Annotated in this window: 22 protein-coding genes and 1 pseudogene; 13 read left to right on the top strand and 10 right to left on the bottom strand. The window is 61.3% G+C overall.

Annotated elements, in window-relative coordinates; all coding sequences use genetic code 11:
• Window positions 1-11 precede the first annotated feature (11 nt).
• Complete coding sequence (locus tag GIW48_RS15930; RefSeq protein ID WP_236460627.1) at window positions 12-452, top strand: TadE family protein; 441 nt, start codon at window positions 12-14, stop codon at window positions 450-452.
• Window positions 449-3178, top strand: coding sequence for a PAS domain-containing sensor histidine kinase (locus GIW48_RS15925; RefSeq protein ID WP_236460626.1), 2730 nt, complete (start codon window positions 449-451; stop codon window positions 3176-3178). The genes GIW48_RS15930 and GIW48_RS15925 overlap by 4 nt, the downstream gene beginning before the upstream one ends.
• Here the strand turns inward: GIW48_RS15925 and GIW48_RS15920 are convergent.
• From GIW48_RS15920 to GIW48_RS15900, 5 genes are all read right to left on the bottom strand, one after another.
• Window positions 3175-5151 carry a pilus assembly protein TadG-related protein gene (locus tag GIW48_RS15920; protein WP_099548145.1) on the bottom strand — a complete coding sequence of 659 codons (1977 nt, stop codon included), beginning with the start codon at window positions 5149-5151 and terminating at the stop codon, window positions 3175-3177. The genes GIW48_RS15925 and GIW48_RS15920 overlap by 4 nt on opposite strands.
• A gap of 418 nt (window positions 5152-5569) precedes the next feature.
• Window positions 5570-6127, bottom strand: a complete 558-nt coding sequence (locus GIW48_RS15915; protein ID WP_099548144.1) for a DUF4136 domain-containing protein — start codon at window positions 6125-6127, stop codon at window positions 5570-5572.
• Window positions 6128-6172: 45 nt separating this feature from the next.
• A complete protein-coding gene (locus GIW48_RS15910) occupies window positions 6173-6775 on the bottom strand; it encodes a DUF4136 domain-containing protein (RefSeq protein ID WP_017136730.1) in 603 nt (200 codons plus the stop codon).
• A gap of 24 nt (window positions 6776-6799) precedes the next feature.
• Window positions 6800-7549 (bottom strand): methyltransferase, encoded by a 750-nt coding sequence (locus GIW48_RS15905; RefSeq protein WP_236460625.1) that lies wholly within the window; start codon window positions 7547-7549, stop codon window positions 6800-6802.
• A complete protein-coding gene (locus GIW48_RS15900) occupies window positions 7542-7850 on the bottom strand; it encodes a MazG-like family protein (RefSeq protein ID WP_017136732.1) in 309 nt (102 codons plus the stop codon). The genes GIW48_RS15905 and GIW48_RS15900 overlap by 8 nt, the downstream gene beginning before the upstream one ends.
• Before the next feature lie 154 nt (window positions 7851-8004).
• Between GIW48_RS15900 and GIW48_RS15895 the strand changes: the two genes are divergently transcribed.
• From GIW48_RS15895 to GIW48_RS15880, 4 genes are all read left to right on the top strand, one after another.
• The gene (locus GIW48_RS15895) at window positions 8005-8298 is read left to right on the top strand and encodes a hypothetical protein (RefSeq protein WP_017136733.1); all 294 of its coding nucleotides are present in this window, start codon (window positions 8005-8007) and stop codon (window positions 8296-8298) included.
• A 3-nt stretch (window positions 8299-8301) separates the two neighbouring features.
• Window positions 8302-9651: an MATE family efflux transporter gene (locus GIW48_RS15890; RefSeq protein WP_236460624.1), complete on the top strand. Its 1350-nt coding sequence runs from the start codon at window positions 8302-8304 to the stop codon at window positions 9649-9651.
• Between the two features lie 124 nt (window positions 9652-9775).
• A complete protein-coding gene (locus GIW48_RS15885; protein WP_186618030.1) occupies window positions 9776-11308 on the top strand; it encodes a M91 family zinc metallopeptidase in 1533 nt (510 codons plus the stop codon).
• A 130-nt stretch (window positions 11309-11438) separates the two neighbouring features.
• On the top strand, window positions 11439-11867 hold the full coding sequence (locus GIW48_RS15880) for a hypothetical protein (protein ID WP_236460623.1): 429 nt from the start codon (window positions 11439-11441) through the stop codon (window positions 11865-11867).
• An 8-nt stretch (window positions 11868-11875) separates the two neighbouring features.
• Here the strand turns inward: GIW48_RS15880 and GIW48_RS15875 are convergent, their stop codons facing one another.
• The 5 genes from GIW48_RS15875 to GIW48_RS15855 form a co-directional block, all read right to left on the bottom strand.
• Window positions 11876-12739 carry an alpha/beta hydrolase gene (locus GIW48_RS15875; RefSeq protein ID WP_236460622.1) on the bottom strand — a complete coding sequence of 288 codons (864 nt, stop codon included), beginning with the start codon at window positions 12737-12739 and terminating at the stop codon, window positions 11876-11878.
• A gap of 181 nt (window positions 12740-12920) precedes the next feature.
• Window positions 12921-14834 (bottom strand): arginine decarboxylase, encoded by a 1914-nt coding sequence (speA, locus tag GIW48_RS15870; protein WP_017136738.1) that lies wholly within the window; start codon window positions 14832-14834, stop codon window positions 12921-12923.
• Between the two features lie 212 nt (window positions 14835-15046).
• Entirely contained in the window at window positions 15047-15418 is a 372-nt protein-coding gene (locus GIW48_RS15865) for a translation initiation factor Sui1 (RefSeq protein ID WP_012722004.1), read from the bottom strand.
• A 194-nt stretch (window positions 15419-15612) separates the two neighbouring features.
• Entirely contained in the window at window positions 15613-16149 is a 537-nt protein-coding gene (locus GIW48_RS15860) for an NUDIX hydrolase (protein WP_170040358.1), read from the bottom strand.
• Window positions 16150-16151: 2 nt separating this feature from the next.
• Window positions 16152-17129, bottom strand: a complete 978-nt coding sequence (locus tag GIW48_RS15855; protein WP_370589438.1) for a DUF2333 family protein — start codon at window positions 17127-17129, stop codon at window positions 16152-16154.
• A 389-nt stretch (window positions 17130-17518) separates the two neighbouring features.
• On the opposite strand from GIW48_RS15855, the gene GIW48_RS15850 reads away from it, so the two are divergent.
• The 7 genes and pseudogenes from GIW48_RS15850 (at window position 17519) to GIW48_RS15820 (ending at window position 26156) form a co-directional block, all read left to right on the top strand.
• Window positions 17519-19189, top strand: coding sequence for a response regulator (locus tag GIW48_RS15850; protein ID WP_017136741.1), 1671 nt, complete (start codon window positions 17519-17521; stop codon window positions 19187-19189).
• Window positions 19190-20688: 1499 nt separating this feature from the next.
• Window positions 20689-21204, top strand: a pseudogene (locus GIW48_RS29925) (methyl-accepting chemotaxis protein); the annotation flags it as partial.
• A 272-nt stretch (window positions 21205-21476) separates the two neighbouring features.
• Window positions 21477-21932, top strand: coding sequence for a type II 3-dehydroquinate dehydratase (gene aroQ, locus GIW48_RS15840; protein ID WP_017136743.1), 456 nt, complete (start codon window positions 21477-21479; stop codon window positions 21930-21932).
• 24 nt (window positions 21933-21956) lie between these two features.
• Complete coding sequence (gene accB / locus GIW48_RS15835; RefSeq protein WP_017136744.1) at window positions 21957-22418, top strand: acetyl-CoA carboxylase biotin carboxyl carrier protein; 462 nt, start codon at window positions 21957-21959, stop codon at window positions 22416-22418.
• Window positions 22419-22435: 17 nt separating this feature from the next.
• Entirely contained in the window at window positions 22436-23797 is a 1362-nt protein-coding gene (gene accC / locus GIW48_RS15830; RefSeq protein WP_017136745.1) for an acetyl-CoA carboxylase biotin carboxylase subunit, read from the top strand.
• 214 nt (window positions 23798-24011) lie between these two features.
• Window positions 24012-24890: a 50S ribosomal protein L11 methyltransferase gene (prmA, locus tag GIW48_RS15825; RefSeq protein ID WP_017136746.1), complete on the top strand. Its 879-nt coding sequence runs from the start codon at window positions 24012-24014 to the stop codon at window positions 24888-24890.
• 30 nt (window positions 24891-24920) lie between these two features.
• Window positions 24921-26156: a DUF3426 domain-containing protein gene (locus GIW48_RS15820; RefSeq protein WP_236460621.1), complete on the top strand. Its 1236-nt coding sequence runs from the start codon at window positions 24921-24923 to the stop codon at window positions 26154-26156.
• Window positions 26157-26167 lie beyond the last annotated feature (11 nt).

Here is a 26167-nt window from a genome sequence, read left to right as displayed (position 1 = left end):
TAGACGCGGTGATGAAAACAAGCCTCCCGGAAAAGCAAAAAGGCGCGGCAGCCATCGAGTTCATTGCCGTGTTCGTGATTTTTTTTGCCGTGTTCTACGGCACGGTCAGCTATAGCCTGCCGCTGCTGCTGTTGCAGTCGTTCAACCAGGCCACCGCCGAAGCCGTGCGCCAGAGCGTAGGGCTGGACCCGAATATGCAAGGCTACCCCGCCGCCGTACAGGCCACTGCCAAAACGGCGGTCGCCAACCGTTTGGGGTGGATTCCCAACGCCTACAAATTCGACGCTTCCACCCAAGTCACCACCACCTTCACCAGCGGGCTGTTGAAGGTGCAGATCAACTACCCGTCGGCCAACCTCCAGGCGGTGCTGCCCTTTATTGTCCTGCCGGGCATCGGCACCGTGCCGCAGTTACCGGCAACTCTGCAGGCCCAGTCGAGCCTGCAGTTTTGACTTCGGGGGACAGACTTTTCGGGCGCTTGCTCGGTCGCAATGGCGCGCTGGAAATCGACACGCCCGCGCCGCCGTCTGCCGGGTTGCATGCGCAACTGGATAGCCAAGGCCGCGTGCTCGACCTCAGCGGCACGTTGCGCCCACAGTTGCCGCCACTGGTTAACTCGCCGCGCTTGCAAGAACTGCTGAGTGCCCATAGCGCCGTAACGGTTGAAGGCGTGCCCGCCGACTGGCAGCGCCACAGCCTCGACCTGGATTTTCACGGGATCGCCGGGCAAACCCTGCACACCCGCGGCACGCTTGAACCCCACGACAATGGCTGGCTGCTGCATGCCGTAGACATTGGTGATTTGCTCGGCGGCCGGCAATTGGCCGAGCAGCGCGAACAGAACCACCAATTGAGCAGCCGCGTCAGTGAGCAACTGCGCGTGTGCAGCCTCAGCCGCCTGCCCGAGGTGTTCAACGAACAGTTAAGCAGCGTGGCGCAGCGCTGGCGTATCCCCTGCGTGGCCCTGGCGCTGCTCGATCAGGAAGACCAGGGTTGGAGGGTCTACAGCCAGTACGCCAACCATGATGCACCGTTGTTCTGGCACACTGGGCAACGCCTCGGGACCTGCCTGGACAGCCTCAACGGCACCACGCCGCTGAGCCTGAAAGCGCCTTATGGGCGCGGCGAGCACCCGCGTTTGCACAGTATTTTCGGCAATGCCGATGGGTTCCTTGTGCCCTATCGCGATGGCCAAGGCATCGCCGCATGGCTGCTGTGCGGCGCGTACAGTGGCCAACTGCACAGCAACGACCGCGACTGGCTGAATCTCACCGCCGCCCTCGCCGCCCCACTGCTCAGCCGCCTGCGCGAACACCGTCACCATCAACAACTCGAGCGCCAGGAAGCGTTGCAAGGCCTGCTGGGCACGGGCTGGTTTGAGTTATTGCCCGCCAGCGGCGAAATCCAGCTCGCCCCCCAATTGATGCGCAACCTCGACCCGGAAGACGGCCCGACCCGGCAACCCCTCGAAGCGTGGCTGAACCACATTCACCCCGCCGACCGCCAGGAACTGCACAGCCGTCTACGCGACCTGCAAACCCTCGGCAAACCCTTGCTCGCCAGCGCGCGCCTCAACCGTGGCGACAGCGTCGCGCCGACCTGGTATCGCGTGCAGGGCCAGGTGCTGGGCGCCGGTGAACAGCGGCGCTGGGTCGGTTTTATGCTCGACATCAGCGACATCCAGAACCAGCAGTTGCAAGCCGATGCCGCCCGCGCCCGCCTGGATAACCTGATTGCCAGCTCACCGGCGGTGATCTATGTGCAGCGCTATGTGAATGGCGCGCTGCAGCCGGTGTTTTTCAGTCACAGTCTGCTGCCCTTGCTCGGTCGCACCCTGGCCGAATGCACCCATGACAACCTGGTGCAATGGGTACACCCGGACGACCGCGACCTGTACTTCCAGCGCACCCGCCAATTGCTGCGTGAAGGCAGCGTGCGCAGCCGTTACCGCGTGCAAGACACACACGGGGATTACCACTGGCTGCTCGACGAAGCCAAGCTGCTGCGCGACGACTTGGGCGTGCCGGTCGAAGCGGTCGGCCTGTGGCTGGATGTGACCGAGGCAACCTTGGCCGCCCAGCAGGTCAAGGACAGTGAGGAGCGCTATCGCATCCTTGTGGAAGACTCCCCGGCAATGATCTGCCGCTACCGCCCAGACCTGACCCTGACCTTCGGCAACACGCCGCTGGCCAATTACCTGGAGTGCCTACCTGCGCAGTTGCGCGGGGTCAACCTGGGTGAATGGCTGTCGACCGAACAGCGCGAAGCGTTTGTGCAGCGCATACAGCAGTTGACGCCGGAGTTCCCGGTGAGCACAGCCGAAATCAGCCTGCAATTGCCCGGCCGCGAACATGCCTGGTGGGTGTGGTCGGACCGAGGCGTCTTTGATGAGCACGGCACCCTTGTGGAAGTGCAGGCCGTGGGCCGCGATAACACCGAAGTGCGGCGCTCCCAGCAGCAACTGACGCAAAGCGCGAAAATGGCCACCCTCGGTGAAATGGCCACGGGCCTGGCCCATGAGATCAACCAGCCGCTGAACGTGATGCGCATGGCCATCGTCAATGTGCTCAAGCGCCTGAGCAATGGCGACGTGCAGATCGACTACCTGACCGAAAAACTCCAGCGCATCGACGCCCAGGTACAGCGTGCGGCGCGGGTGGTCGACCATATGCGTGTGTTCGGCCGCCGCTCGGAGGTCGAGCAGCAACCTTTTGACCCGGCGCAGGCGTTGGAGGGCACCTTGTCGTTGCTCAGTGAAGGCCTGCGTGGCAAAGGTGTTGAAGTGCGCCTGACCCAGGCGGATATCCCGGTGCAGGTCAAAGGCTACGTCGACCAGCTTGAGCAAGTGCTGATCAACCTGATGGTCAACGCCCGCGATGCGCTGTTGAGCCAGCGCGAAAAGAACCCCGAGCTGCGCCCGTGGATTGCCCTGCACACCGAACACGACAGCCGCCACGTGCGCATCTGGGTCGAAGACAACGGCGGCGGCATCGACCCGCGCTTGCTGGAACGCATCTTCGAGCCGTTTTTTACCACCAAGCCGATTGGCGTGGGCACCGGGTTGGGCCTGTCGGTGAGTTACGGCATCGTCGAGAACATGGGCGGGCGCCTGAGCGTCAGCAACGGCGAACACGGCGCACGGTTCTGCGTGGAACTGCCCAGGGCCATCGACGTTTAAATCACCAGGTAAGCCTCGCCGGTCTGGCCACAGGTGAGGTTGGCGCCGACGTTCACATTCACCAGGCTGATGCCGAGCATACTCAGCAGGTTGTTAAGGATCGGGTTGAGCAGCGGGCCGAGCAAGCCATCCACCACCGGCGTGACAATCGCGCTGACGGCACTGAGCAGCGCTGTGACCGTAGGCGCGAGAATGCCCAACGGGCTTCCTCCGGACGGTTGGTAAGCCGTGATGCCCACGCCATTGAGCGTGGTTGAAAGGCTGCTCACCACATTGGTGGCGGGTGCCGCAGCCTGATAGGTCGGCGCAAGGCCCACGTTCGGCGGCGTGGCAAACGGCGTGGTACTGGAGAACACCAGGGTTTGATTGCTCTGCGCAATCGGACTGACCACCTTGATCGCGATGCCACCACCGGCAAACGGCACGCGCGGGTCACAGCTGCCGATGCCGAGTATCTTGTGGCAGGTCTTGGTACCAATATCGATCAGGGGTAACGGCGCTACCGTCATCGGCAAGGTGGTGGAAAACGCATTGGTAATACTGCCCACATTCAACGACGCCAGCGAGGTGGTGGTGTACGCCGTCAGGCTCTTGGTGCCCGCGTTGCCGGTGGGGCAGCTGTAGGCGGTGACGTAACTGCTCGCGGCCCCGGCATCCAGTACGATGTTAATCGGCAGGTTGCCGGGTAGCACCAGCAAATCCGCCTGCTGGCAACCAGCGCCCAGCAAGCACAAGGCCGAGTTGATCGTGCTCACCAGGTTCAGGTTCAGCAGGCTGCCGAGCACCGGCGTCAGTGGACCCAACAAGTCGTTTACCGCCGTGTTCAGCCCCGACAACGCACTTAATACCGGCAAGCTCACGGTCACTTCAGTGCGCACCTGGGCGGTACGTACGTAAATTTTATTTGGCCCTGTAGGGTTGGCCGCCGCCAGCACCGGGTTGCCGATCGCTGACAACTGTGGCGGTTCGATCACTTTGACCTGAGTGGTGATGTTGGCCAACCCCAGCACACTCACGGGCAAGGTCGCCGCCGCCGCGCTTTTGCTGTTGGACAGTTGCACCACGCCCTGGATCAGTTGGAACACCTGCAAGTTGGCATTCAGCGCCGCAGCGGTGGTGCCGGTCTGCAATTGCAAAATCTGCCCGACGGTCAACGGTGCCTGGTTGATCGCGGCGACTTGCAAGCTGCCCAGGGCGGTGATCACGTCCGCCGTTGCGCCGTTGGCGGTCAGTACGGTGACCGCGGCCTGGATCAATTGCGCGGCGGTGACGTTGGTGTTGAGCAGCTGGGTGTAGTTACCGGCGGCCACGTTGAGGTTGACCGCCAGTTGGTTGAGGTAACTGAGCAGGTTGATATTGGTATTGAGCAAACCATTCCACCCGGCGACCGTCAGGTTGACGTTACCGCCGAGCAAGCCACTGAACAGCGGGTTCAACAGGCTCGCACTTGCGGTGTTGACGCTGGCCAGGGTGCTGTTGATGGTCAGTTGGGCCGAAGGTGGCGTGGGCACCGCCGCTACGGCGGTCGCGGTCAATACGGTATTGATGCTCACCGGATTGCCGGAGAACAACGCCCAAACCCCGGCGGCCACGCTGGTGGTCACGGTTTTGCTCACCACCACTTGAATCGCCGATGACACTGCAGGGTTGGCACTGAACATGCGTCGGCCCGACGCGCCGGTGGTCACGGTGCCGCATTGGGTCACCAGGGTATTGCCGCTGCCCACCACAAAATGATTGCGCGCCACACTCTGCCCGGCAAACGCTGCCGCGCTCAACCCGCTCAGGCACGTGCCGCTGCGGCTCACCGCTTCCAGCGCCGCCGTATCTGCCACGCCTTGCAGCTTGCGCTTCTCCAGGTACAGGCGGCCGCTGTCGATCATCAACAATGTAAAGGCCAGCGCCACCGCCAACACGCCGGCGGCCATCAGGCCGATTGCGCCACCTTGCCTGGAACCAAGTCGGGGAGACATCGAGCACTCCTGTGCCGGCGAGTTGCCGAGCGCTTACTCTCCTGGGATGCAATTGAGTGTAGACAAGGGCTGGAGGTGGTGAAGATCAAAAATGTGGGGCTTGCCCGCGATGGCCATCGATATCTATACAACCGGTTAGTGGCAAGTGGACTGTTGTGGCGAGCAGGCTTGTCCTGCGTTGGGTCGCGAAGCGGCCCCAGTATAGGCACTGCAGTTTTCCCGAAAGAACTCAGCGTCCGGGTTTGGGGCTGCTTCGCGACCCAACGCAGGACAAGCCTGCTCGCCACAGGAGAAATTGGCTGCCTTCAAACGTTGTGTAGATACCTGTGCCACGATGGCGGTGGATCAGTCAGTGCATCGGTGACTGACAGACCGCTATCGCGGGCAAGCCCGCTCCCACAGGGTTTGGCGGTGGTCTTTAGTGCGGAGGGTAGTTGGAGAGGATCCTGGTCACCGTGCTGCGAATGGCATCACTGCGATCCTGCGGGTTCGGCGTGCTGGCCATCATCTGCTCGTCGCTGCCACGCCATACCAGTTTGCCGTCCTTGCCGTCGAGCAGGTCGATCTGGATGGTCGCCACTTTGTAGGTGATGTTGCGCGTTTCGTTGTACATCGGCCCGCCCCAGTAGCCATTCCACGGGCCGCCCCAGGCGCCGCCGTAGTTGGTGGTGACTTGTTGCTGGCGCTCTTCGACGATCAGGTAGGCCTGTACATTCAGGTCGGCCCTGGTGCCTGCAGCGGCGGGGCGCAGGCCGCGCTGGTCGAGTTGCTCGCCCACGGCCTGGCGAATGCGTTGCTCGGTGAGGTCGCTCTTGATCCGTGGATCATCCGGGCGGTATTGCAGGGCCGGGTCTTTCCAGGCCCAGTTGCGGTACGCGCCAAAATCGCGGCTGGCATCAAAGTCATGGTTGACCTGGCTGGTCTGGCAGCCACTCAACAAGACCACTACAGCGAGTGCAGCAAGGCGACGAAGCATGAGGGTTCTCCAAAAAATGGAATAAGCCTGAGATGAGAATAGCTGCTAACTGGGTGGATAAGCGCTCATTGCCTTCTGCATCGCTTCGCGCAACGCATCAGCGCGTTCGCTCAGGCTACCCTGGCTGGTGGTTTCGGCGCTGGTGCTCCATACCGGCTGGCGCGTGCGGGCATCGAACAGGCTCACGCGGGCCACCGCAACTGTCACTTCATAGGTGCGTACCACCGGCACCGTGTTGTACATGCCGTAGCCATTGCCATAGCGGTTATAGCCACCGTAGCCGTAGCCATAGTCGTCCTGCACCTGGCGCAGGCGTTTTTCCAGACGCACGTCAGCAGTTACCAGCAGGTCGGGGGCGCGGCTGTCATGCAAAGGGCGCAAGCCGCGCTGATCTAGAGCGCCGCTGACCGCTTCGGCTATTTGCGCCGAATCCGCCCAGGCCGTCCCCGCGGGCAACTGGCCGTTAAGCCAGCCCCAACTGCGGTAGGCGCCATAGTCGCGCATCGGCGCCGGGTAGGCGCTGGCATCAAAGGTATTCGCTGCCTGGGCCGGAGCCGGCGGCATCGGGGCCGAGGCGGCCACGTAGGGGTTGGGCGTGGAACAGGCACCCAAGCCGAGGGATAACAGGATCAAACAGAGACGACGCATTTCGACCTCCGCAGACTGGGCCGCTTAAACCGGACGGCAGATCCAGTGCAAATAACGCCCAAGTCCGGCAAAGCTTGGGTGACGACGGTGAGCGAGTTCCATCTCCAACAAGTCCTGCAGATTGGCGCGAGCCTGGAACTCCATCGGCATATAGTCGTGGAACACCCGCACGCCGCTTTGGCTTTCGACCTGCCAAAGTCCTTCGAGTTGCGCCGCCAGTTCCCGTGGGTCGAGCGGTTGTTGCGGGGTAAGGCTTTGCTTCTCGCCGGCCATGTCGTTCTTGCGCATTTTGCGGAAGTGGCCTTTGAGCAGGTTGCGGTAAATCAGCGCATCACGGTTGTAGAACGCCAGCGACAACCAGCCGCCGGCCACCGTGAGCTGGTGCAGCACCGGCAGGATCGCGTGAGGTTCGGCCAGCCATTCGAGCACGGCGTGGCACAGGACCAGGTCGTAGGGCTCGGTGAGTTGGCCGAGCAATTGCTGCCAGGGCGCATGGATAAAAGTCGCGGTCTGCCCGGCGTCGGCAAACCGCTGACGGGCGCCTTCAAGCATCGGCTCGGCGGGCTCGGCCAGGGTCACTTGATGGCCGCGCTCAGCCAGCCACAGCGACATATGCCCCAGGCCCGCGCCGATATCGAGTACGCGCAAAGGGCGCTCGGGCAAGGCTTCAGTCAGGTCGGCCTGCAACACTGCCAGGCGAATCGCGCCTTTGGCGCCACCGTAGATCTTCTCGGCAAAGCGCGTGGCCAACTGGTCGAAGTGACGGTCACTCATGGGCAAACCGCCGTTCGCTGTCGGCCAGTTTGGCGCGTACCACTTCGTTCATGTCCAGGCCCAGCTCACTGCACAGCAACAGCAGGTACAGCACGATATCGCCGACTTCCTGCCCGGCGTGGGTGAGTTTGTCCGCCGGCAGTTGGCGCGACTGGTCTTCGGTCAGCCACTGGAATATTTCCACCAGCTCGGACATTTCCACACTGGCGGCCATGGCCAGGTTTTTAGGGCTGTGGAAGCGCTTCCAGTCGTTGGTATCGCGAATACGGTGCAAGCGTTCGGTGAGGTGTTCGAGGTTCATGCGGGGGCTCCTGAAGGTGTATAGCTTCGGGCGGATGCCGAGCGAAGGCAAGTGAATCCCTGTAACGCGTAAACCTCTATGCTAAAAGGGAACTCGCTTGGTGTAATAACGACCAAAGGCTCAGCGACGCCCACCTCTTCATCAGGACACACACATGCAGGTAGAAAGCTTTTTCGAATGGTTGGGCCAGGCACTGGGTTCCGTCATCCGCTTTATCGTCGACGGGCTCAGCGGGCTGTTCGGCGCCTTGACCCACGCGGGCGGCAACTTTATTGAAGGCCTGTCGCGCACATTGGGCATGGACACCTCGATCATCAGCATCGCCGCCCTCATCATCGGGTTGATGTTGCTGTACTCGGCGGTGCGTGCGTTTATGCGCGCCTCGATCATTATGGGAATTATCTGGTTGATGCTGGGTTTGTGGTTGCTCAGCTGGGTTGTGCATTAATACTTGAAAACACTCACCCTGCTGACCGATTGGCGCGACCGCCGCCCCCATCGCCGCGTCTGGGCATTGGCTGCGCCGATGATCTTGTCGAACATCTCGGTGCCGCTGGTGGCCCTGGTGGACAGCATGGTCATCGGCCACCTGCCCCATGCCCATCAACTCGGTGCTGTGGCCGTGGGCGCCAGCCTGTACACCTTCCTGGCCTGGGCCATGGGCTTTCTGCGCATGGGCTCCACCGGGTTTGCCGCACAAGCCGCCGGGCGCGGGGATGGCGCGGCGCTCAGGCAAATCCTGCTGCAAGGTTTGTTGCTGGCGCTGGGGCTGGCCATGCTGCTGGGCACGGTGGGCATTCCGCTGAGCCATCTGGCCCTGGAGTGGATGCAGCCCTCGCCCGAGCTGAACCAACTGACCCGCGATTTTTTCCACACCCGCTTGTTCGGCCTGCCCGCCGCGCTGGCCAGCTATGCCTTGGTCGGCTGGTTCCTCGGCACGCAAAATGCCCGCGCACCACTGGCTATCCTGCTGACCACCAACCTGGTCAACATCGCCTTGAACCTGTGGTTTGTACTCGGTCTGGATTGGGGTGTGGTCGGCTCAGCACGCGCCTCCGTTATCGCCGAATGGACCGGCGCCCTGCTCGGCCTGGCCCTCACGCAAAAAGCCCTGCGCGCGTATCCCGGGCATATCGCCTGGGCCGCTTTGCAGCGGTGGCAAAGCTGGCGGCCGCTGTTGGCGGTGAACCGCGATATTTTTATCCGCAGCCTGGCGCTGCAGTCGGTGTTTTTCATGATCACGGTGCAAGGCGCACGCCTGGGCGATGCCACCGTGGCGGCCAATGCGCTGCTGCTCAATGGTCTGCTGTTGACGGCCCACGCCCTCGACGGTCTGGCCCACGCAGTCGAAGCGCTGTGCGGCCACGCCATCGGCGCCCATGATCGCCAGGCATTGCGCCGCTCGCTGGTGGTCGCTTGTGGCTGGTCATTGATCGCCAGCCTAGGGTTCGCCCTGCTGTTCACCTTCGCCGGGCACTTGTTTATCGCCATGCAAACCGATATCCCCAGCGTGCGCGAAACCGCCGATATCTACCTGCCTTACCTGGCCGTACTGCCGTTGATTGCGGTGTGGAGCTATTTACTGGACGGCCTGTTTATCGGTGCAACCCGCGCGCGGGAAATGCGTAACGGCATGCTGTTGACGGTGGTGATTGTGCTGCCATTCGCATGGGCCTTGCAGGGCTTGGGCAATCATGGGCTGTGGGTCACCTTCCTGCTGTTCATGGCCCTGCGCAGCCTGACACTGTGGGCAATTGCCTGGCGTTTGAACAAACAGGACCGCTGGCTCAGCGCCCGTTAGTAAAGAATGGCCGGTTTGCAGCGTAAGAAAAACTCACAACTGCGCGTGGAGCCTTTGCAAGGGCTACAACCACAGAGGATCCGCCTGGCCCACTCTCGCGAGCCAGAAGGAAACAGGAGCCTGCGTGAACACAGTACTTCCCCGCATTCCCCTCGGCGCATCCGACGCTCCGACATTGGCACCCCAGCCTGAAACGCCCAGCCCGTCGGCACCCACGCCTGACATTGGGCAACAGACACATACGTTGTTCAACGAAGCCAATGTACTGATCAAACGCGAAGTGGAAACCTGGCAAGACAGTGCCGGCAACTATCACTCAGCCAGCATGACTCACATCGTCACCGGCGATCAGGCAGACAATATAAAGATCACAGCCCATGACAGCAGGACATTGACGGCCATCATCAATGGGAAAACCTACCCCTTCCCAATGCCCGAAAGCACAGACCTGCACATGATAAATATTGAGACCCAGGGCGGAAATGACTCGGTGGTCATTGGCCCTGGCGTTAAGGCACCTGTTCGGATCATCACGGGCGACGGCAATGACCGGGTCAAGACCGGCGCCGGCTATGCACGGGTCAATGGCGGCAGCGGCAACGACTCCATTCACCTGGGTAGCGGTGGCGGAATCGCCTTGGGTGGTGACGGCGATGATCGGATGCGCGCAGGCACGGGCAGTGCCGTGCTGAGCGGTGGCAAAGGCAATGACGTGCTGCATGCAGGCAAGGGCGCCAATCACCGACTGGTGTATTTGAACGGCGACCAAGGCAATGACCAGCTGTATGCAGGCGCAGGCATCAACGTTTTAAATGGAGGCCGCGGTGACGATAAACTGGTGGGCGCCCGCAAGACCACGTTTTACGCAGGCGCAGGCCATGACGTGATTCACTCCACGAGTAAAAAAGATCGCATTTACGCCAAAGCGTCCGACAAGATTCATCACAATGGGCCTTCAAACGTCACGTTTATGGAGGTCAAGGACGTCGGGAGAAAAGGGCTGAAGATAGAAGGCAAACCCGAGTTCATCGACGCCGTGCAAGACGTTCTCGACCAGCTTCGAGGTTCGCCTGTCGGCCAGCGGATGCTTGAGCAAATGGACGACTTCGTGGACGACATAAGGTCTCCCGTCACCCTGCGAGAGTCTGCCGACATGAACGCCAGTTACTACTACTTCCGCAACGCCTACAGCGACGCGCTTTCCGCTTGGCAATCTTCGCAGTTTCAAAGCGAATCAGAATTGGGCTACATCAAAAATGAGGTGCCCGGTGCAGTCGCCACTCACGCCGAAATAGAGCTTCAAACCTTCCACTTCGGCCAACAGCTGTCGACCACACCGATGCTTGCACTCCAGCACGAGTTGGCCCATGCCTTCAATGGCGCCACTGGCACCTACCAACCCGGAAACCAACAGGCTTTTGGCCTCGATGGAAGCCCCATTGAGCGCTACGGTCAGCCGGTTTTCGTTAATAACGTCGAGTACCAAGCACTCGGCCTCGCCATTGAGGACGGGGAGCTGTTCGATCACGACAACAACCCGCTCACCCGGCCAACCACCCTCAATCCATCGCCCTTCACCGAGAATGCGCTACGCCAGGAAATGGGCGTGCCCTTGCGTGATCGCTACCTATGGGATGAGGCGCCGCACGCAGTTTAATCAATAGACGGGAGCCAACCTGTCAGTTCTCACAGGTTACAAACCCGACTTTCCGGCGTTGAATGGAGATCGCCGCTGAAGAGCCTTCAGCTTAAGGCTGCGATCTTATTGCACTCAAGGAAGAACCCACATGAGTAACAACACCTACTTGCTTATCGGCGCGTTGATAGTGGTCGCATTGATCGCCGCCGCTGCTATTCGCTCGTCCAAGAAGAAACCAGCCAAGCCCCCTGCCGAAGCCGTCGCCGAGCCGTCCGTTCAGGTTCCCCCCGTCACTCCGGACACGGGCGAATGGACACTCAAACTGGACGACGCTCCGTCAACACTCCCAGCGCAGCCCGCCATCCAGAAAGGCGTGGAGGTTTGGAATCAAACGGATTTCCACTTCTTCGTGACACAACAAGGCATAAGAGCGACGCTGCCACCCCAGGGTCGAACACTGATGGACAATAGCGCTAGTCTGACAGTCAGCCCTTCAGCGCAAAACACGCTGCAGTCTGTAGCGCTGGAGGAAACCAGCCCCGAGAGCTCAGCGCAGTACACCCTGATAATCCGGTAAAGCCAGCCTCACTGGCCTGGAGTGGAGCGAATAAACGCCGTGACCCGATCCAGCACCGGCGCCAGCCAGCGCAATGGCTTGGCAATGGACGCCACTAATGTCGCGTGGCTGGTTCTGGTGAAATAAAACGCCTCGACTGGCACACCCGCTTCACGCAGCTTGTTAGCCAACCCGCCCGTATTGCGCGTGGGGTTGACCAGCGTGTCGCTCACCGAGGCGATCAACAGGCTTGGTGGAGCGTCGTAACTGACGTGGTTGATGGGCTGGGAATCGGGCGGCGAGTCCGGGAAGAAAAACACGGGGCGCACATCGCGGTTTTCAATCGGCAGGAAGTCATAAGGCCCGGCCAGGCCGATCCAGCCCTTGAGCATCGAGGGTGACAGGTTCACTTCTTTGAGCCAACGCGCATCCAGCGCCAGCATCGAGGCGTTGTACGCGCCGGAGCTATGGCCCATCAGGTAGAGCTGCTTGGGGTCGGCGCCATATTCGGCGATGTGCTGATGAGTCCAGGCCACCGCTTGGGCGCCGTCCTGGAGAAAAGCGGGGTAACGCACTTGCGGATAGAGCCGGTAGTCCGCGACGACCACCACAATGCCGCGTGAAGCCAGGGCTTCGCCAACGAAACCGTAATCATCCTTGGAGCCGCTGTTCCAGCTGCCGCCGTAGAAAAACACCACGACCGGGGCGTTGGGCAAGGCGGTGACAGGGCGATAGACATCGAGCCTCTGGCGCGGGTCAGGGCCGTAGGCAATCGATGAGGTTTTGGTGAACGTGCTGGAAGGGGTCAGTGCGTTGAGCACTTTGATCGGCGAGCAGGCCGAGAGGAATGCGGCGACTGCCAGGGTTAACGCTTGCAGCCATTTGCTCGACATCGTTCAGACCTCACACAGAAGGTACGACCAAACGAAAATCCAAATGTGGGAGCTGGCTTGCCTGCGATGGCGGTGTGTCAGCCCTGAATGTGCGGACTGATACACCGCCATCGCGGGCAAGCCCGCTCCCACACTGAATCTCTGTCACTTTGAGATCCTTGTCAGCCTGGGAGCAGTGTACTTACGAGGACAGGTAGGACGAACGCGTCAGCCCCAGACGCAACGCATCCAGGAACTGCGTACGCTCGCTGGCACTGATCTTCGCGCTGGCGCACTTGTCACGGTAGTGCGTCATCAACTCCTCCGGCGACAAGTGCACGTAGCGCAGCATGTCTTCGATGGTGTCGTGAGTCTCGATCCCGGCGCTGTACACCGAACCGTCTTCACGCTGGTAGATGTTCACCGAATCGGTGTCACCGAACAGGTTGTGCATGTCACCGAGAATTTCCTGGTAAGCGCCGACCAGGAAGATGCCCAGCAAGTAATCTTCGCCTTCGTTCAAGCCATGCACCGGCAGGCTGGTCTCGATGCTCTGCTCGTCGACGTATTGCTTGATCTTGCCGTCGGAGTCGCAGGTCAGGTCTTGCAGCACGGCGCGGCGCAGCGGCTCTTCGTCGAGACGGTGCAGCGGCAGAATCGGCAGCACCTGGCCGATCGCCCAGGTATCCGGCAAGCTTTGGAATACCGAGAAGTTGCAGATGTACTTGTCGGCCAGCTTGTCGTTGAGCTCGTCCAGCACTTGGCGGTGCGAGCGCTGGCGGGCTTTGAGCGAGTTATGCAGGCGACGGCACACGGCGAAGTAACACTGTTCGGCCAGGGCTTTTTCGGCCAGCGTCAGCTTGCCGTCGGCGTACTGGGTAGCCACGTCGCTCATGTAGTGAGTGGCGCGCCAATACGTCTCGGTGACCATTTCGATGTCGGTCGGGCCCAGCAGGTCCACCAGCCACTGCACGGTTTCCGGCAGGCTTTCCTTGTTCTCGATCTGCGGCACGTCGTCGTTGTGTTTTTCAACGTCGGTGACCTGTACCACCAGCATGGCGTGGTGGGCGGTCAGGGAGCGGCCGCTTTCGGAGAAGATGTGCGGGTGCGGCAGGCTCTGCGCGTCGCAGAATTCCTTGAGCATGCCCACCACTACACCGGCGTAATCGTCCATGTCGTAGTTGATCGAGCTGGCATTACGCGAGTGCGTGCCGTCGTAGTCCACGCCCAGGCCACCGCCCACGTCGATGTGGTCGACCGGCAGGCCGAGGTTGCGCAGTTCGCCGTAGTAACGAATGGCTTCCTTGAACCCGTGCTGGTAGTCGGCCAGGTTGGCGATCTGCGAACCCATGTGGAAGTGCAGCAGGCGGATGCCCTGGTCCAGGCCGGCAGCGCGGAAGCGCTCGACCACCGACAGCAATTGCGCCGCCGACAAACCGAACTTGGACTTCTCGCCACCGGTGTCGGCCCATTTGCTCGACGCCAGCGACGACAAACGCACACGCAGGCCAACCTGCGGCTTGACCTTGAGGCTCGCAGCCTCTTCGATCACCAGGCCGACTTCGGATTCTTTCTCGATCACGATAAACACATTGTGACCAAGCTTCTGGCCCATCAGCGCGAGGCGGATGAACTCACGGTCCTTGTAACCGTTGCAGACGATGGTGCCGCCCTTCGGCGCCAGGGCCAGCACGGCCAACAGCTCAGGCTTGGAGCCGGCTTCCAGGCCGATCGACACGTTCTGGGTGGCGATGATGTTCTCGATCACCGCTTCCTGCTGGTTCACCTTGATCGGGTACAGCGCGGTGTACTTGCTCTGGTATTCCAGGCGCTCGATGTTCGAATCGAACGCACCGGTCAGTTGGCGTACACGGTCTTGCAGGATGTCGGGGAAACGCACCAGCAGCGGCAAGGACAGGCCGCTTTTGCGCAGCTCGTCGACTTGCTCGTAGAGATCAACCGGCGTGCTGTTCGGGCCGTTCGGACGGACTTCAACGCGACCGGCATCATTGATCGCGAAATATCCGGCCCCCCAATGGCGAATCCCATAAACACTGCGGCTGTCCGCAACTGTCCATTGGCTGCCATCGTCTTTGCGTGTGCGTCGTACGGACATCGAAGTCCCCTATATAAAGTCGAAGATCACCACGCCCTTCTTGCAAGGCTGGCGAAGTCTAAAGAATGAAAATGACGATTTGCCTGTAAGGAAGGTAGACCCCACTCGCAGGACAGAGTTTAGACACCGGTCAGGAACAGGCTCTGTGAAAACCATGGAGACGACAGTTTGCGTTCAGCAAAGGGCCATCGGGGTGGGTTTCACAGAGGCTGCTAGCCGCCGGATTTCTTCGCTTTGTAACCCAGCTTGATCAGCTCGGCCAACAGCAACTCGACGTGATCGCCCTGGATCTCGATGACACCGTCTTTCAACGCGCCACCGGTGCCACAGCGCTTTTTCAGCGTGGTAGCCAGTTCCTTCAGGGCTTCTTCAGCCAAAGGCACGCCAGTGATGGTAGTCACCGTCTTGCCGCCACGGCCTTTGCTCTCGCGTCGTACGCGGGCAATGCCGTCGCCTTCAGGGATCAGGGTCTGTTTGCAGGTACACGAATCCACGGGCTGACGACAGTCCGGGCAGTGTCGACCTGCGTCGGTGGAAAATACCAGGCCACCAAGGGCGGCGAAGGATGCGGCTTTTTTGGCCACCGGCAATCCTCTTGGGAGGACAAAGACTGATCGGAACCCGGCTCTCGTTACAAAAGGCAGCTTACCGACCGCGAAGCCCCACTCAGGCAGGGGCAGCGCTACCGAAACGCCAAGGCGGTTCGGGTGAAAAGGCGCGCAGTGTAACGGCAAAAAGCCGCCTTGCTAAGAGCCAAATAGCGCCAATTTATGCAACTTTAGCGACGTGAGGCCAGATAGCGCCGCAAGCCCTCTTGAGCATCCGGGCAGTAAGGCTTTTGTTGAGCTTCCTGCAGGACCGTTTCAATGGGCAGAAACCGCGCTTCCATGACCTCCTCGGGCTGTAAGCGCAATGGGCCATCCCAGACTGCCGAGTAAGATTTGCACCACAGCCGGCTGCCCTCCTCCTCAAAGTAGAAGTGGTCGTGCTCGACCAGTTCCACACCGCCCACGCCGAGTTCCTCTTCCAGCTCACGGGCAGCCGAAACCGCGTAGGTCTCGCCCGCCGCCACCATGCCACCTGCCGCCGTGTCCCAAAAGCCGGGATACAGGGCTTTGCTCAGGGTGCGTCGATGCACACACAGTTCACCGGCGGAGTTGAACAGGAAGATAAAGGTGCAACGGCCGATCAGGCCGCGCTGGCGCAGGTCGGACCTGACAAGGTCGCCGAGCAGGTTGTCCTGCTCGTCCACCCAGCAGATCAGTTCAGCATCAGAGGCCACACGGTGTGCGACCTCCTTTTGAGAAGCGTCCATCATTACCCCTGGTTGAGGAGCTGACGCAAGTCGATCACTGCAGCGTTTGCCCGGGAAATATAGTTGGCCATGACCAACGAGTGGTTGGCGAGGATGCCAAAGCCACTGCCGTTAAGAATCATAGGGCTCCACACCGGCTCCTGCGAGGCTTCCAACTCGCGAATGATCTGACGCACGCTGACGGTGGCGTTTTTCTTGGCCAGCACGTCGGCGAAGTCGACTTCAATCGCGCGCAACAGGTGAGACAAGGCCCACGCCTGGCCACGGGCTTCGTAGAACACGTTGTCGATCTGCATCCATGGGGTTTCCACCACTTCTTCATCGACCTGCGGCACTTCACCCGGCGCCAGGGCTTCGGTTTTCAGTGCGGTGTTGAGCTTCACCCGACCCACACTGGCCGACAGGCGTTGCGACAACGAACCCAGGCGCGTGGCGACATCACCCAGCCAGTTGTTCAGGTTGTCGGCGCGGGCATAGAACAGCGCGCCCTTCTGGTTCGGGTCGGACAGTCGTGCCTCGTAGCGGCTCAGGGAGTTGATGCCTTCCTGGTATTCCGACTCGCTGGACGGCAGCACCCAGCTCTTGTTGTCGAAGTTAAAGCGCGGTTCAGCCTTGGCCAAATCCGCGTCTTCAGCCGACTGCGACTGTGAACGGGCGAAGTCTTTACGCAAGGCGCGGGTCAGGTCACGCACCTGCACCAGCACGCCATATTCCCAGCTCGGCATGTTATCCATCCACAGGCCTGGCGGGAAACGGTCGTTGGAAATGTAGCCACCAGGCTTGTTCAGCAAGGTGCCGACCACGGTCTTGAGGGTTTCGACGGTGGTGTAGCCAATCACCATCTGCTTGCCTTCCTTCTCGGCGGCAAGCTGGGCGTTTTGCTGGACCGGGAACAGCGCCGGCTCTTCGCTCCAGTACCAACCCAGGCCGCCGGTGACCAACAGGTACAAGGCCAGCACGCTGAGCAGCGCTTTGCTCATCAGCAGGTTGCGAAAGTAGCCGCGTTGGGTCGACTTTGGCTCAGGGGCGGGGCCTTTGGCACTGCCTGCACGGTTTTTCCAGTCCAGCATGGCGATATCCTTTCAATCACTTGAGTTCATGCACGTCAATTGTCCGGGTGCGGTCAAACACTCCGACCACAACCCTACCCCATCGTGCCCATCGGCGCGGGGCTTTTAACCGAAAGTGGCAGGTGGGAGACGTTCGACTATAAAGGATGCACGCTTTTTACGCAGCGTGACCATTGGGTCGGTAACTGAATCCCCAAGACTTGCACTTAATTGACGTATGACACTCATGCAACAGAAAAGAGGTGCTAGCATAGAGCCATCAGTCGACCTCAGCATGCACCCTCACTAGTAGTCAGGATATGACCGAGCCAGAAGACCCCAGCCGTGAGCGTCTCAAGCACCATTTTGCCCAGCGGGTAATTCATCAGGCACGTCAAATTCTTGAGATCTGGCAACGCCTGCAACGCAGCGAATGGTCGAACACCGATTTGTCCGAACTCAGCGAAGCCAACCTGCGCCTGCTGCGCTTTGCCGAGCGTTTCGAACAGCCGGAACACGGCCAACTGGCACGACACATCGGCGAATCGCTCAAGGTGGTGGACGAAAATCGCGGCCGGCTGAGCAGCCAGGTCATCACCGAACTCAACCGCCTGATGCAACGCCTGTCCCGCACCGGTCTGCGCCAGGGTGATCAGCTGGAACAAACCTTACTGCCGCCGATGCGCAAGCCCATCTACGTGATGCTGGCCGATCACGACCGCGCCGAACGCCTGGCCAAGCAGTTGGAATTCTTTGGCATGAGCGCCCAGTCCCTGGACAGTGTGCCGGCGTTTCGTGCCTCCCTCGCCGAGCGCCTGCCGTCGGCGATTGTGATGGATGTGGACTTCTGCGGGGCGGGCCTGGGCCTCAAGTTGGCCGCCGAAGCCCAGGAAGGCCTCGAGCAAAAGCTGCCGCTGCTGTTTTTCAGCTTGCACGAAACCGACACGCCAACGCGCCTGGCCGCCGTGCGCGCCGGTGGCCAGGAGTTCCTCACCGGCACCCTGGAAGCGTCGAGCCTCTTGGAAAAGATTGAAGTGCTGACCTGCGTCGCGCAGTACGAACCTTATAAAGTGCTGATCATCGATGACTCGCGGGCACAAGCGCTGCACACCGAGCGCCTGCTCAACAGCGCCGGCATCGTCACGCGCACCTTGATCGAACCGATCCAGGCCATGGCCGAACTGGCGGATTTCCAGCCGGACCTGATCATCCTCGACATGTATATGCCTGCCTGTACCGGCACCGAACTGGCCAAGGTGATTCGCCACAACGACCGTTACGTCAGTGTGCCGATCATCTACCTGTCGGCCGAAGACGACCTGGATAAACAACTGGACGCCATGAGCGAAGGCGGCGACGACTTCCTCACCAAGCCGATCAAGCCGCGCCACCTGATCACCACCGTGCGCAACCGAGCCGCCCGTGCCCGTAACCTCAAGGCGCGAATGGTGCGCGACAGCCTGACCGGGTTGTACAACCACACCCATATCCTGCAATTGCTCGAAGACTGCAGCTTCCGCGCCCGCCGCGAGAACAAGCCACTGAGCTTTGCGATGCTCGACATCGACCACTTCAAGCGCGTCAACGACAGCCACGGCCACCCCATGGGCGACCGCGTGATCAAGAGCCTGGCGCTGTTTCTCAAGCAACGCCTGCGCAAGACCGACTACATCGGGCGCTACGGCGGCGAAGAGTTCGCCATCGTGATGCCCGACACCGACCTGGAGTCGGCCTGCAAGGTATTGGACGAAATCCGTGGGCGCTTTGCCGAAATTCACTATCCGGCCCAGCCGCAGGATTTATGGTGCACCTTCAGCGCCGGGCTGGTAGAGCTGTGCGACGGCTCCGACAGCCTGATGATGGCTGCCCAGGCCGACGAGGCGCTGTACCGCGCCAAGGACGCAGGACGCAACCGCGTGCAAGCCGCTCGTACATCAAAGCAAAGTGCCACCTTTTCACCGGAATCCACCGAATCCGTCATAACTTTGTAATGGAAACGCAATAACTTCAGGCACTTATCTTTTGCTGTCGGTTGAAACCACGCATGCGCCTGAAGCTGCTGACCAATCTCAATACCCTTCTGCTGGTGGCCGTGTGCCTGGCCCTTGGAGCGACGCTATGGTGGTCGCAACGTGCGCTGGAACGGCCTTATCTGCTGATGGAACGCTACCTGGGCCTGTCGCAGACCTTTCAGAACCAGGCCGCACGCAACATTGATGATTACCTCTCCAGCGGCGATGCCCTGCGTTTGAGCAGCGCCAGTCAAAGCCTGGAAAACCTGTTGCAGCACCTTGACGAATTGCCGGCAGAACTTGGGCAAAACCTGCGCCCCAGCCTGGTGGATCTGGACACCTTCAGCAAAACCGACCTGCTCGCCGCCGGCAAACTGGCGGGCGACCCGCAAGCCCTGTTGCTGCAAGCCGAACGTGAGCTGGGCGCGAACCTTGAGCAACTGAGCCAATACGCCACGGGCGTCAACTCACCAGACGCCGCTCGCTACCTGCCGCCCTTGCTGGCCGCGTCCCAGCACCTGGGCAAACTGTCCCTGGCCCGCGACAAACTGGTCAGCAGCGGGCGCGCGGAGTTGGCCGATGACGTGGAGCGCGAGGTCGCCAGTATCCGCACTCAGGCCGACGTGTTGGCGGGGTTGCCATTGCTTGGTGTCAAGGCCAGCAGTGAATCCAGCGCCGATGATTTTTCCGCCATGATGGGCCTTGAAAACAGCGAGAAAGCCGAAGTTCAGGACACCGGGGTCGACCTCAAGCGCGAACTCAACAGCCTGTTGACCCGCTACCCCGCCGAACTCAAGCGTACCCGCGAGCAAATCCAGCAGCGCACCGCACTGGCCGCCGCCACTCATTTAAAAATCGCCGCCGTGCAACAGGCCATCTCCGGCCTGGAGCCGGTGGTACGCGCCCAACACGCCAGGATCCAGGGCGAAGTTCGCCTGTTACAAGGCGTGATGATCGGCCTGATCCTGCTGATTGCCCTGCTGATCGACACCCTGCAACGGCGCCTGGCGCGGGTGCTGACCAACCTCGCGCCCGCCCTGTCGACCTGGGCCGAAGGTGATTTCAGCCAGCCGATTGCGCTGGGCAAGACCAACCGCGAACTGCACGATATTGAAGCCTCGCTGAACCGCTTGCGCGCTTACCTGGTGGACCTGGTGGGCACCATTCGCGCAAATGCCGAACAAGTCGCCGGCAGCAGCCGCGCCCTGGCCGAGCTGAGCAGCGGCCTGCACGACGGGGCCGAGCGTCAGGCCGGCGATACCGCGCAGATCCGCGATTCCCTGGGCGAGCTGGAAGCCACCATTCAGCAAGTGGCCGGCGATGCCAGCCAGGCCGCCGGTGCCAGCCGTAGTGCAGGCCTGGCCGTGGAACAGGGCCAACGGGTGATCGGCCTGAGCCTCACCGGCTTGCACGCACTGGTGGGTGAAGTGCAGCAAAATGCGCAGATGATCGAAAAACTCGCGGAAGAATCCGCCACCATCGGCGGCGTGCTCACCGTGATTCGCTCGATTGCCGACCAGACCAACCTGCTGGCCCTCAACGCCGCCATCGAGGCTGCGCGCGCCGGGGAAGCCGGGCGTGGGTTTGCCGTGGTGGCTGACGAAGTGCGCACCCTGGCCCAGCGCACGGCGGGCGCCACCGCTGAAATCCAGGGTTTGATCACCGGCCTGCAAAGCGCCGCCCATCAGTCGGTGCAGGGCATGCGCGCGCAGGTCGAACACGCCGAAGCCACCGCCCAGCAGGCCCAGGCGGCCGACGGCGCGCTGGATGAAATCGTCGGGGCGATCCAGACCATTTCCGACACTGCCGTGCGCATCGCCGATGTGACCGCGCAGCAGAGTGGCGCCGTCAGTGAGATTCGTGACAACAGCGAGCGGATTCACCAGCTGGGCGAGGATAATCTGCTGCGAATCGGCCAAGGCCGCAGCCAGGGTGAGCATCTGTTGGAACTGGGTGGGCAACTGAACACTGCCGTGCAGGCGTTTCGCGTTTAATGCGATCGAGATCGTGCCCACGCTCTGCGTGGTCATGCATCCTGTGACGCTCCGCGTCACGACTTTAGAGCGGGACGCGGAGCGTCCGGGGCGGCATTCCCACGCGGAGCGTGGGAACGATCAATCACTGACCAAATCCAGCCTCACAGTCACAAATTTTGCGCAATCATCGCTAATCGTGCCGCCTACTGCATAGAACTGGACAGTCACAAAGGCTTTGCGGCATAGTCGCCGGGTTCTGACGCACCCACATCAATAACAAGGAACAGCCGATGGCGACCTTACTGGTTCTTCACGGACCCAACCTGAACCTGCTCGGTACCCGTGAACCGGGTGTCTACGGGGCGGTGACCCTGGAACAGATCAACCTTGATCTGGAACGCCGGGCGCGTGAAGCCGGCCACCATTTGCTGTACCTGCAAAGCAATGCCGAGTACGAATTGATTGATCGCATCCATGCCGCGCGTGGCGAAGGCGTGGACTTTATCCTGATCAATCCCGCCGCTTTTACGCATACAAGTGTTGCATTACGTGACGCGCTGCTGGCGGTGAGCATCCCATTTATCGAAGTGCATTTGTCGAACGTGCACAAACGCGAAGCTTTCCGCCATCACTCCTACTTCTCCGACGTAGCGGTAGGTGTGATCTGCGGCCTTGGCGCCAGCGGTTACCGACTGGCCCTGGAGGCCGCCCTGGAACAACTTGAACAACCGGCCAAGCGCCCCTGACCGACCCTTGGGAGTTGATGATTCATGGATATCCGTAAAGTTAAGAAACTGATCGAACTGCTGGAAGAATCCGGTATCGACGAGCTGGAAATCAAGGAAGGCGAAGAGTCCGTACGGATCAGCCGCCACAGCAAGACCCCGGCTCAACAGTTCTACGCGCCACAGATGCAAGCACCTGCTCCGGCTGCCGCACCTGCCGCCGCCCCGGCTGCTGCCGCTGCACCTGCCGCCCCAGCCGCGCCTGCGCTGAACGGCTTCGTGGTCAAGTCGCCAATGGTCGGTACTTTCTACCGCACCCCGGCACCGACCTCGCCAGCCTTCGTTGAAGTCGGCGCAACCGTGAAAGTGGGCGACACCATCTGCATCGTTGAAGCGATGAAAATGATGAACCACATCACCGCTGAAAAAGCCGGCGTCATCGAATCCATCCTGGTAGAAAACGGTCAGCCGGTTGAGTACGACCAGCCGCTGTTCACCATCGTTTGAACCGCGGAGCGCCTTCGATGTTGAAACCTGCGAAGAAACTGCAAAAAGTCCTGATCGCCAACCGCGGCGAGATCGCGCTGCGTATCCTGCGCGCCTGTAAGGAAGAGGGCATCAAGACCGTCGCTGTTTACTCGACGGCCGATACCGAATTGATGCACGTGAAACTGGCGGACGAAAGCATTTGCATCGGCCCGCCACTGGCCACGAACTCGTACCTGAAAGTCTCGAACATCATCGCGGCCGCTGAAGTGACCGGCGCTGATGGCATCCACCCAGGCTACGGCTTCCTCGCGGAAAACGCCGATTTCGCCGAACAGGTGGAAAAATCCGGCTTCGCCTTCATCGGCCCTAAAGCCGAAACCATCCGCCTGATGGGCGACAAGGTTTCGGCCAAGGACGCCATGATCGCAGCCGGCGTGCCAACCGTTCCAGGTTCCGACGGCCCACTGCCGGAAGACGAGGCAACCGCCCTGCGCATTGGTCGCGAAGTCGGTTACCCGGTGATCATCAAGGCCGCCGGTGGCGGTGGTGGTCGCGGCATGCGTGTGGTGCACAAAGAAGAAGACCTGATCGAAGCTGCCAAGCAGACCCGCTCCGAAGCGGCTGCCTGGTTCGGCAACCCGATGGTCTACCTGGAGAAGTACCTGACCAACCCACGTCACGTGGAAGTGCAGGTACTGTCCGACGGCCAGGGCCACGCCATCCACCTGGGCGACCGCGATTGCTCGCTGCAACGTCGTCACCAGAAGGTACTGGAAGAGGCACCGGCACCGGGCCTGGACGAAACCGCGCGCCAGGAAGTACTGGCTCGCTGCGTCAAGGCGTGCATCGACATCAACTACCGTGGCGCCGGTACCTTTGAGTTCCTCTACGAGAACGGCCGCTTCTACTTCATCGAGATGAACACTCGTGTGCAGGTAGAGCATCCGGTTTCGGAGATGGTCACCGGTATCGACATCGTCAAGGAGATGCTGAGCATCGCCGCCGGCAACGTGCTGTCCTTCACCCAGGACGACGTCAAGATCCACGGCCACTCCCTGGAGTGCCGGATCAACGCCGAAGACCCGAAAACCTTTATCCCAAGCCCTGGCCTGGTCAAGCATTTCCACGCGCCGGGCGGCAACGGCGTGCGTGTGGATTCGCACCTGTACAGCGGCTACAAGGTTCCGTCCAACTACGACTCGCTGATCGGCAAGCTGATCACCTGGGGCGCCACCCGCGACGAGGCCATGGCCCGTATGCGCAATGCCCTGGACGAAATCGTGGTAGACGGCATCAAGACCAACATCCCGCTGCATCGGGATCTGGTACGCGATGAAGGCTTCTGCGAAGGTGGTGTGAACATTCACTACCTGGAACACAAGCTGGCCAACCAGTAAGTGCTCCACCCAACAAAGCCGCCTTCGGGCGGCTTTGTTGTTTGTGGGCCCGCAAGAACACCGCCGCCCCCATGTGTGCGGGCTTGTGTGGGAGCTGGCTTGTGTGGGAGCTGGCTCCCACATAAGCCCGCTCGCCACAAACTCGCCGCTCGCGTAAACTTGCGCGCTTTCGCGACCCAGCCGTCGCACACTCATTTTTTCAAAGGTGCCCGCCATGCCTTGGCTGCAAGTCCGTCTCGCCATCAGCCCAGAACAAGCCGAAACCTACGAAGACGCTTTCCTCGAAGTCGGCGCCGTGTCGGTGACCTTCATGGACGCCGAAGACCAGCCGATCTTCGAACCGGAACTCAATACCACGCCGCTGTGGTCCCACACCCATCTGCTGGCCCTGTTCGAAGACGGCACCGATGCCGCCGCCGTGCTGGCCCACATGGAACTGCTCACCGGCAGCCCGCTGCCCGAGCACCACAGCGAAGTGATCGAAGACCAGGATTGGGAACGCAGCTGGATGGACAACTTCCAGCCGATGCGTTTCGGCCAGCGCCTGTGGATCGTGCCAAGCTGGCACGCCGCGCCTGAGCCGAATGCCGTCAACTTGCTGCTGGACCCGGGCCTGGCGTTCGGCACCGGCACCCACCCTACCACCGCGCTGTGCCTGGAATGGCTGGACGGCCAGGACCTGAGCGACTGCAACGTGCTGGATTTCGGCTGCGGCTCAGGGATCCTGGCGATTGCCGCGCTGCTGCTGGGCGCCAAGGAAGCGGTCGGCACCGATATCGACGTACAAGCCCTGGAAGCTTCCCGTGATAACGCCGGGCGCAATAACATTGCTGAAGGCAAATTCCCACTCTACCTGCCGGAAGATTTGCCCCAGGTGCAGGCCGATGTGCTGGTGGCCAATATCCTCGCCGGCCCGCTGGTGTCGTTGGCGCCGCAGCTGTCGAGCCTGGTCAAGCCGGGCGGGCGCCTGGCGCTGTCGGGCATCCTCGCCGAGCAAGGCGAAGACGTGGCCGCTGCCTACGCCAAGGATTTCGAACTGGACCCGATCGCCAACCGTGATGGCTGGGTACGCATCAGTGGTCGTCGGCGCTAGAATGAGCGCTTGCCTGAATCGGATGGCCGCATGACCGACAGTTTCGTCACCCAGTGCCCACACTGCCAAGCCCGTTTTCGCGTCAGCCACGCACAACTGAGTGTGGCCCGCGGCGTGGTGCGCTGCGGCTCGTGCCTGCAAGTGTTCAACGCCGCTCGCCAGTTGCTGGAGCAGCGCGGCCAGGTGCCTGCGCCTGAGCAGCCGGCCGTTGCCGAGAAGGCCACTGAGCCGACCGCCGAGGCCCCACGGGCCATCAGCCAGAAGCAGTGGAACGCCGAAGAACTGGACCTGGACAACCTGGATCTGGACAACCTGGACCTGGACGAAGAACTGGCCAAGCTGGAGCGTCGTCAGGCACCGGCTGACCGTCGCCAGCCTGAAGATGCCCTGAGCGCTACGCGCGGCACTGCCAAGGCCGAAGAAGAACAGTGGGCCGCCAGCCTGTTCAGTGAACCGCCCGAGGAGCGCACCCCAGCGCCCGAGGACGAGCCAGAGCCAGAGCCAGAGCCGGCCACTGCGACACGCCAGCGCACCGAACCCTCCATGTCGTTTCGCCTTGACGACATCGACGATGAACCGCCACTACGCTCGGCGCCCCACGTTGAAGATGACGATATCGACCCGCCGTTCACGCCCTTGACCCAGGCCCTGGACGAACCGGAACCCGAAGATCGCCCGCAACCGCGTCGCAAGCGCACGCGCCCCGAGCCAAGTGTTCACGATGACGTACTCCAGGACCTGGAAGACGACCCGCTGCACCTTTACGCCCAAAAGCGCCCGTCCGGCTGGGGCCGCCGCCTGATCTGGATGCTGCTGGTGCTCATCGCCGCCGCAGGCCTTGCAGGCCAGTACATCGCGTATCAATTCGACGACCTGGCCCGCCAGGATGCCTACCGCCCATGGTTTCAGCAGCTGTGCCCGTCACTGGGTTGCACGGTGCCGTCGCGGGTCGATATCGCCCATATCAAGAGCAGCAACCTGGTGGTGCGCAGCAACCCGGAGTTTGCCGGGGCGCTGGTGGTGGATGCGATCATCTATAACCGGGCGACGTTTTCCCAGCCCTTTCCGTTGCTGGAACTGCGTTTCGCCGACATGAACGGCAATCTGATCGCCAGTCGTCGCTTCAAACCCGGCGAATACCTGAGCGGCGAATTGGCCGGCGTCAGCGAAATGCCATCGCAGACACCGATCCACATCTCCCTGGATATCCTTGACCCAGGCAATAAAGCGGTGAATTACAGCCTGAGTTTTCACTCGCCCGAGTGAACCGGCGCAGG

The sequence above is a fragment of the Pseudomonas sp. PA-6-3C genome, assembly GCF_021605825.1.
Lineage (GTDB): Bacteria > Pseudomonadota > Gammaproteobacteria > Pseudomonadales > Pseudomonadaceae > Aquipseudomonas > Aquipseudomonas edaphica.
This window is presented reverse-complemented; position numbering and strand designations above follow the sequence as displayed.